Source organism: bacterium (genome assembly GCA_040753085.1).
Lineage (GTDB): Bacteria > UBA9089 > JASEGY01 > JASEGY01 > JASEGY01 > JASEGY01.
In genome coordinates this window covers 1-7,022 of sequence record JBFMHI010000146.1, presented here as the reverse complement: position 1 = coordinate 7,022, position 7,022 = coordinate 1, and the positions used below count along the sequence as shown (strand labels likewise).

6 protein-coding genes are annotated in these 7,022 nt (G+C 47.4%); 1 reads left to right on the top strand and 5 read right to left on the bottom strand.

Features of this window, described 5'->3' with window-relative positions; all coding sequences use genetic code 11:
- Nucleotides 1-147: 147 nt before the first annotated feature.
- From AB1797_11955 to AB1797_11935, 5 genes are all read right to left on the bottom strand, one after another.
- Nucleotides 148-273, bottom strand: coding sequence for a GxxExxY protein (locus tag AB1797_11955; protein ID MEW5768311.1), 126 nt, complete (start codon nucleotides 271-273; stop codon nucleotides 148-150).
- A 164-nt stretch (nucleotides 274-437) separates the two neighbouring features.
- Nucleotides 438-2,204: an aspartate--tRNA ligase gene (aspS, locus tag AB1797_11950; GenBank protein MEW5768310.1), complete on the bottom strand. Its 1,767-nt coding sequence runs from the start codon at nucleotides 2,202-2,204 to the stop codon at nucleotides 438-440.
- Between the two features lie 300 nt (nucleotides 2,205-2,504).
- The gene (gene hisS, locus AB1797_11945; GenBank protein MEW5768309.1) at nucleotides 2,505-3,764 is read right to left on the bottom strand and encodes a histidine--tRNA ligase; all 1,260 of its coding nucleotides are present in this window, start codon (nucleotides 3,762-3,764) and stop codon (nucleotides 2,505-2,507) included.
- A 16-nt stretch (nucleotides 3,765-3,780) separates the two neighbouring features.
- On the bottom strand, nucleotides 3,781-4,041 hold the full coding sequence (locus AB1797_11940) for a hypothetical protein (protein MEW5768308.1): 261 nt from the start codon (nucleotides 4,039-4,041) through the stop codon (nucleotides 3,781-3,783).
- A 765-nt stretch (nucleotides 4,042-4,806) separates the two neighbouring features.
- A complete protein-coding gene (locus tag AB1797_11935) occupies nucleotides 4,807-5,250 on the bottom strand; it encodes a thermonuclease family protein (protein ID MEW5768307.1) in 444 nt (147 codons plus the stop codon).
- An 813-nt stretch (nucleotides 5,251-6,063) separates the two neighbouring features.
- Here AB1797_11935 and AB1797_11930 point away from each other — a divergent pair.
- Nucleotides 6,064-6,846, top strand: coding sequence for a hypothetical protein (locus AB1797_11930; GenBank protein MEW5768306.1), 783 nt, complete (start codon nucleotides 6,064-6,066; stop codon nucleotides 6,844-6,846).
- The last annotated feature ends 176 nt before the right edge of the window (nucleotides 6,847-7,022 follow it).

Genomic DNA, 7,022 nt, shown 5'->3' with positions numbered 1-7,022 from the left:
CCGGAACACAAAAAAGTCCCAAACTGGCTTTCAGAGCGGGAAAAGGCTGTTTATGTTTGCTGCACACATTGCCTAAAATTGCTAAAAGTGTAAAGCTGCTATTTCAGCATTTTGAAACGATGCCGAAAAATCTAAAGGACAAGTCTCTTAATGAGGTCTTTGTCGTTCAAAATTTAGACCATGCAAATAGAGTTCATGACAAAGGCATTCTTCGTAGGCTGACTCTAATAAGCCAGGGCCTAAATGCCTATAAACTTCATATTGCTGACCCAATTATTTGCTCTGTAAGTGCTTTTTCTAAAATTATTCTCCGTGTCTCAGTGTCTCTGTGGTGAACGATTACAAAAAAGGCATAATCCACTAAAGATACCATAAAAAAAGTAAGTACTCAGCCACAAGGTCTTTGTGTCTTAGTGCCTTAGTGGCTGAGTAGTTACTCAAGGCCTTATTTTCAGATGCAGTTCCCGTAATTGTTTTTCTTCCACCTCAAAGGGGGCATTGGTCAGAGGGCAGGCGCCACTCTGGGTCTTGGGAAAGGCAATGACATCTCGAATAGATTCACAGCCTAATAACACGGCTAAGAGGCGGTCAAGACCTAAAGCAATCCCTCCGTGGGGCGGGGCGCCGTATTCAAATGCCTCCAGGAGGAAACCGAATTTGCGTCTGGCCTCTTCAGAGGTAATCCCCAACACAGAAAAGGCCTTCTCCTGAATGTCCTGACGGTGTATTCTGATACTCCCTCCCCCGATCTCGACGCCGTTTAAGACTATGTCGTAGGCCCTGGCCTTGACCTTTCCTGGGTCGGTTTCCAGTAAATGATAGTCGGTCTCTTGGGGGGAGGTAAAGGGATGATGGTTGGCCGCCCATCGTTTCTCTTCTTCATTGTATTCCAGCAGCGGGAAGTCAGTCACCCAGAGCAGCTCGAATTTATCCTTAGGGATCAGGCCGAGCCTTTCCGCCAGATGAAGCCTCAGGTTAGCCAGGGCCTGGGCCACGACCGATGGTTTATCCGCCACCAAGAAGATGATGTCTCCTGCTTTGGCCTCAGCCAGTTTAATCAGCTTATCTTTTATCTCCTGATTGAAGAACTTGGCAATGGGTGATTCCAGGCCTTCTTCCGTAACCTTGAAATAGGCCAGCCCCTTCGCCCCATAAATAGCCGCATAAGCGGTCAGGTCATCAATGTCCTTGCGGCTGAAGGCGGCGCCACCCGGTACACAGATACCCCTTACTTCTCCGCCCCGTTCAATGACCTGGTCAAAGACCTTAAAGCCAGCGCCACCTAAGAGCTGGGCGGCGTCAAAAAGCTCCAGGCCGAATCTGGTATCAGGCCGATCGGTTCCGAATCTCTCCATTGCTTCCTGGTAGGGCAGCCGGGGAAAAGGGCGAGAGATATCTATATCGAGCAGGGCCTTGAACACCCGGGCCAGCAGGCCCTCGATTAACCGATAGATATCCTCTTCATCTACAAAAGAGGCCTCAATGTCGATCTGGGTAAATTCCGGCTGTCGGTCAGCCCGCAGGTCTTCATCCCGGAAGCATTTGACGATCTGAAAATACCCTTCCAGACCGGCGACCATCAGGATTTGTTTAAATAGTTGCGGAGACTGGGGCAGGGCATAAAAACTCCCTGGCACAAGTCTACTGGGCACCAGGAAATCCCTGGCCCCTTCAGGGGTGCTGGCAATAAGCATAGGGGTTTCTATTTCGATAAGTCCTTCTCCGGCCAGATAGTTCCTGACGGCCTGGTAGGCGCGGTGTCTGGCTAAGATATTTTCCTTGAGCTTTGGTCGTCGGAGATCAAGGTATCGATATTGGAGCCGAAGGTCCTCATTAGTGGTTGTCTCCTCCTCAAGGGGGAACGGGGGGGTCTTGGCCGGATTAAGTATCTCCAGTTCGCTCACCATTACCTCGATTTCGCCCGTAGACAGCTTAAGATTGACCGTGTCTTTAGGCCTGGCCTCCACCCTGCCTTTCACGGCAATGACAAATTCACTCCGAAGCTGATGAGCCAGGAGATGCGAGTCCTGATCGTGTTCAGGATTAAAGACCACCTGGACCACGCCTGATCTTTCCCGCAGATCAATAAAGACCAGCCCACCGTGATCCCGCCGTTTGGCCACCCAGCCGTTCAAGATGACCTCCGTGCCCACATCCGACAACCTCAGTTGTCCGCCGGAATGTGTTCGCTTTAGATTAAACATAGCAAGTCTCCTCTCTGCTGCCTTCAACTATCGTAACCGTTCAGCCACAAAGCCACAAAGCCACGAAGAAAATGATAGAATAGCACACGGATGACACAGATTTTGGCGGATTCTCACGGATTTTTTCTAATAAATTTTTATCCGTGTCAATCCGTCTCATCGTGTAATCCGTGTGCTATTATTGGGAATCTTTGTGTCTTTATGCCTTAAAAGCTGAATAGTTACAAAAATTTCCCCTCAACTTTCATTACCCCCTGAACGGTTACCAACTATCTTCAAGTGGTTCTACTGATTCAGTCATCAGCTCTTTTCCTTTAATTTATCGGCCACTTCTTTCAGAATAATCTCTTTCTGTTTTCCTGTCTCCATATCCTTAAGGATGGCTACCTGCCTGTCCCACTCATCCGGCCCCAGGATAAGCGCCTGTTTGACCCCAGTTCTATTAGCCATCTTCAGTTGGGCCTTAAGTCCCCGTTTTTCCCAATCAAAGAGGACGGATAGTCCGGCCCGGCGGAGTTCCTGAAGGAGCTTGATAGGGTATTCATCAGAAGAAAGGCCGACCGCCGCCAGCAGAAGGTCCGGGACAGGCGTGGTTGTAGCCGGCGACTGGCGCTCTTTCAGGCACAAGACCAATCTCTCGCAGCCCGCGGCAAAACCCATAGCCGGCGTAGGACGGCCACCCATCTCTTCAATGAGATTATCGTATCTTCCACCGGCGGCTACGGCATTCTGGGCGCCGAGGCCGTAGTCAACCACCTCAAAGGCCGTTCGGGTGTAGTAGTCTAAGCCCCTCACCAGTTTTGGATTTCGGGTGTAGTCAATGCCAAATAACTTCAGGTATCTGGTGACCTCTCCTAAATGAGAAGAGCAATCCTGACACAGGGAGTCACTGATCGGCGGGGCCTTTTCCTTGAGTCCGGAACAAACAGAGGCCTTACAGTCTAAGATGCGGAGCGGATTACGTTCCAACCGGACCTGACAATCAGGGCAGAGGTCTTCTTTGAACTGACCGAAATAGTCAACCAGGCTCTGCCGGTATTGCCCCCGGCACCCAAAACAACCTACGCTATTTATCTGAACCTCCAGTCCGGTAAGGCCGATGTCCTGCAAGAGATGCACCACCATGGTAATAACCTCGGCGTCCAGGCCAGGGGCGGAACTGCCCATGGCCTCTGTGCCCAATTGGTGGAACTGCCGGGACCGGCCGGCCTGGGGCCGTTCATACCGAAACATCGGGCCAAGATAGTAAAGCCTCAAAGGCAGCCCGGTCAACATGCCGTGCTCTATTACGGCCCGAACTACAGAGGCCGTATTCTCCGGCCTGAGGGTCAGATTTCGTCCCTTGCGGTCAGCAAAGGTATACATCTCTTTATTGACAATATCGCTTGTTTCACCTATCCCTCTGGCAAATAGCTCGGTGACTTCAAAGATCGGCGTCCGAATCTCCTGATACCCGTAAGAGGCAAAGACCTTTCCGGCCACTTCTTCTATGTGCTGCCAGAGGCCGACCTCTTCCGGCAAAATATCCCTTGTCCCTCGCGGGGCCTTAAATGAATCCATCACTTTTTACCCCTTTCTATTCCTCACCAGATAATCCCTGTCTCTGAAAGCTGAATCTTCCTGTCCACATCTCCTGACGGGCTTGGTCAATTTCTTCTGGGCTGATTGAGCATCCTTTTAGCAGGCCACGTAGTGAGCGGCGTCGCAACTTCGTTTGAGTTTGAAGGGGTGCCTCTAAATCAGGAGCGAGGCATTCGATTAAACGTAGTTTGTCAAGTGGCGACAACTGCCGGGCCAAATTCACAATCTGGTCAAAAGCTATCAATGGTTCTTTCATAATCGACCTCCTCATTAGATACATAGTCCAGCTCATTGTAAGGACAGGCCCCTGTGCCTGTCCCTCTTAGGTGGGGCAACCACAGGGGGTTGCCCCTACCACCTTTTAACCTCTGATCTTTGTCTTCTGTCCTCTGCTATCTGCTATTTATCCGGGCTAATCAGTGGCTGAATAGTTACGCTACTTTTTTTCAGTTTTCTGGAACAAGCGCTTGGTGGCCTACTTACGTTGAACGGCAGGTAGAGTGAGCCATTCCGAAAGGGGCCAGACGTGATCGGTAAGGCCAGCAGCCATTGCCGGGGTCCGAGCCTGATACTTTCCGTCGGCAACTTTTACCTGGATATATTCTTCAATTTAAGTAGGCCACCAAGGATTTTTTAGGTTCGACTAATAAAATTTTACTTGACATAATATTAAAGTAATGCTATAATAATATCAATCTAAGCAATTAGAGGTGGATGGCCCGTGAAGGGCTAGCGTGAAAAGCCGGGTTAATAACCTGGCTTTTCATTTTATAAACACCTTCCCATAACCGTAAATCCTTTCATCATAAAAATGCCTGTTATATTTTTCGTAACTACTCAGCCGCTAAGGCACAAAGATTACAAATAATAGCACACGGATTGCACGGATGAAACGGATTGACACGGATAAAAATTTATTAAAAAAATCCGTGAGAATCCGCCAAAATCTGTGTCATCCGTGGGCTATTCCATTATTCTTTTCGTGCCTTAGTGGCTTTGTGGCTGAGTAGTTACCAGGGAGCTAATGGGTGTTACGGCCGCCTACCTTAACCTGATGTTCCCGCCGCCACTTCCAGGGAGGCTCAAAAGGCGGCAGGCCAGACCCACAGGCCGCCTTCCGAATCCTTTCCGCTAAATCAGGGAAGCCATTGTCTCCATAATAAGTCACTGTCTCATAAGCCAGCCCTGCCCTGATCAAAAGCACAGAAAGAAGTTCTCCATCGACAAATACATGCGCCAGAAGCCGTCCATACCCGTCATTTTTAAAGGGTAAATATTCAATGGTCTTAGCCCTGGCCAAGATTTCCCTGGTCATTTGGGCTGCCTTTCGACCATAAGGTTGATCCTCAAAGATACCGTGTTCTTCGTGAATAATCTCTGGGGTATCTATCCCCAGGACACGGATGGTAATATTCTTATAAAAGAATGAATCTCCATCATCCGGACGAATAGCTGACTTATCCATTTGGATACGTGAGCCTTGTAGGGAATCATATCTGTCTTTCCATTCAGTTTCATTGCAGCTTGAAACCAGGAGCAAAAATAAAGAAAATATTCCCAGGTGTATCTTTCTTTGGACCATAGTAGTGAAAGTTGAGAGCTGAGACCTCTCTGCTCTCCACGCTCAGCTCTCAACGTTTATTCCGATCTCTGAGTTCTGTCTTCTGTTCTTCTTAATCCCCCACCAGCAGAGGACACCCAGCTCTAACATCTATTCTCTGTTCTCTCCGCCTCTGTCTTCTGTCCTCTGCTATCTGCTATTTATCCGCGCTAATCCGTGTCAATCAGTGGCTGAATAGTTACACCGATTGAAATATAACATAGATGTTACTCTTTGTCAAATAGAATCTTAGTCGAGAATTCACCTGTTCTGCCAGGGTTTCAGTATAGGAACTCTCAAGCTCGCCCCTGGATCATTCCAGGGGTCTTTTTTTATTGACTTTTTTCCTGGAATAAGATATATTGTAACCGTTCAGCCATCAAGGCAGGAAGACACAAAGGGGAAATTATTTATGAATTTAGTCTCTTTGTGTCTTCGTGGTAAAAAGGAGGCTGGTTTTTTAAATATGTGTCGTAGAGAACATTAGAGCAATAGAGCAGCAGTTCTGGAACTTTCAGAAAAGTCTTTAACTACTGGGCTACTGCTCTGTTGAGTTATTAAGAAATAATTCTTTAATCTTTGTGTCTTAGTGTCTTTGTGGCTGAACACTTACGATATATTGAACCGTAGACAGTAATCAGGTTTCCTGATATCTACTGATAAAGGAGATAGTTTGCGGTGAGTTTACTCTTTATGGGAATAGCGATTGGCCTGCTGGGCTCACTTTTTATTTACCACGGTCTGGGTGTTTATTTATTTGGCCTTGATCATGGCTACCCTACTTTTCTTACCCGAAGGATAAAACCAACACCTCAGGCTAAGGCCAAGGCACTCTATAAAAAGGAACTGGCCCAGAATTCAACCGGTGTTTTTCCGTTTATCTATCGACTTTTTAAGAAGAGTGAAGATACTAAGCCCATCCTCTCAGCCCTGATGAAGATCAGTGAGGGAAAACAGCAGAAGGATTTGGCCCAGATATTTAAGGTATATCTCGGACTTGTTACCTCAAGGGACCTTTCCCACATTTTATCTGAAGCCCGAGAGATATTGGCGCAGAATAAACGGTTTATTTGGGGTAAAGAAATAGCTTCCCTGTATACCTTTCTCCATGAGACATCATCTGTTTCTTCACTGGCAGAAATCATCCTTCTTGACTTCAACCCGATCAGGGAATTTATTCAACTCAGCCCACCTAATTCACCTCTTTTTCCTTCCTTCCAATTAGTAGCTGAAATGGAAAAAATAATAGAAATCCTCTCAAGATTTGAAGCGGCCTCTTCTTCTGAAGATCGCCTGGTCCATCTCATTACGGCTACTAACTTTTTGGGAGGGAATATAGAGTATACCAAACGTTCGCTTTACAGCCCAGAGCGATCTGTTTTTCTGTGGCTTTTTTCTCGCTGGCATACTATTATTACTCAGGAGATTAAAGAACTTCGAGGGAAAGCAAAGCGGGTCTGAGTCCTCGAGTTTCGAGTTATAATTCAAGGTCCGAAACTCGAAACTTTCGGTAACTACTCAAAACTAAGTTAAGCAGTTAGTTGGGAGACAAAGCAAAATTCCCTCTCCCTTGATGGGCTTATCCTTACCCACATCTTTTAAAAACCACGAAGAACACGAAGGGCACGAAGATAAAA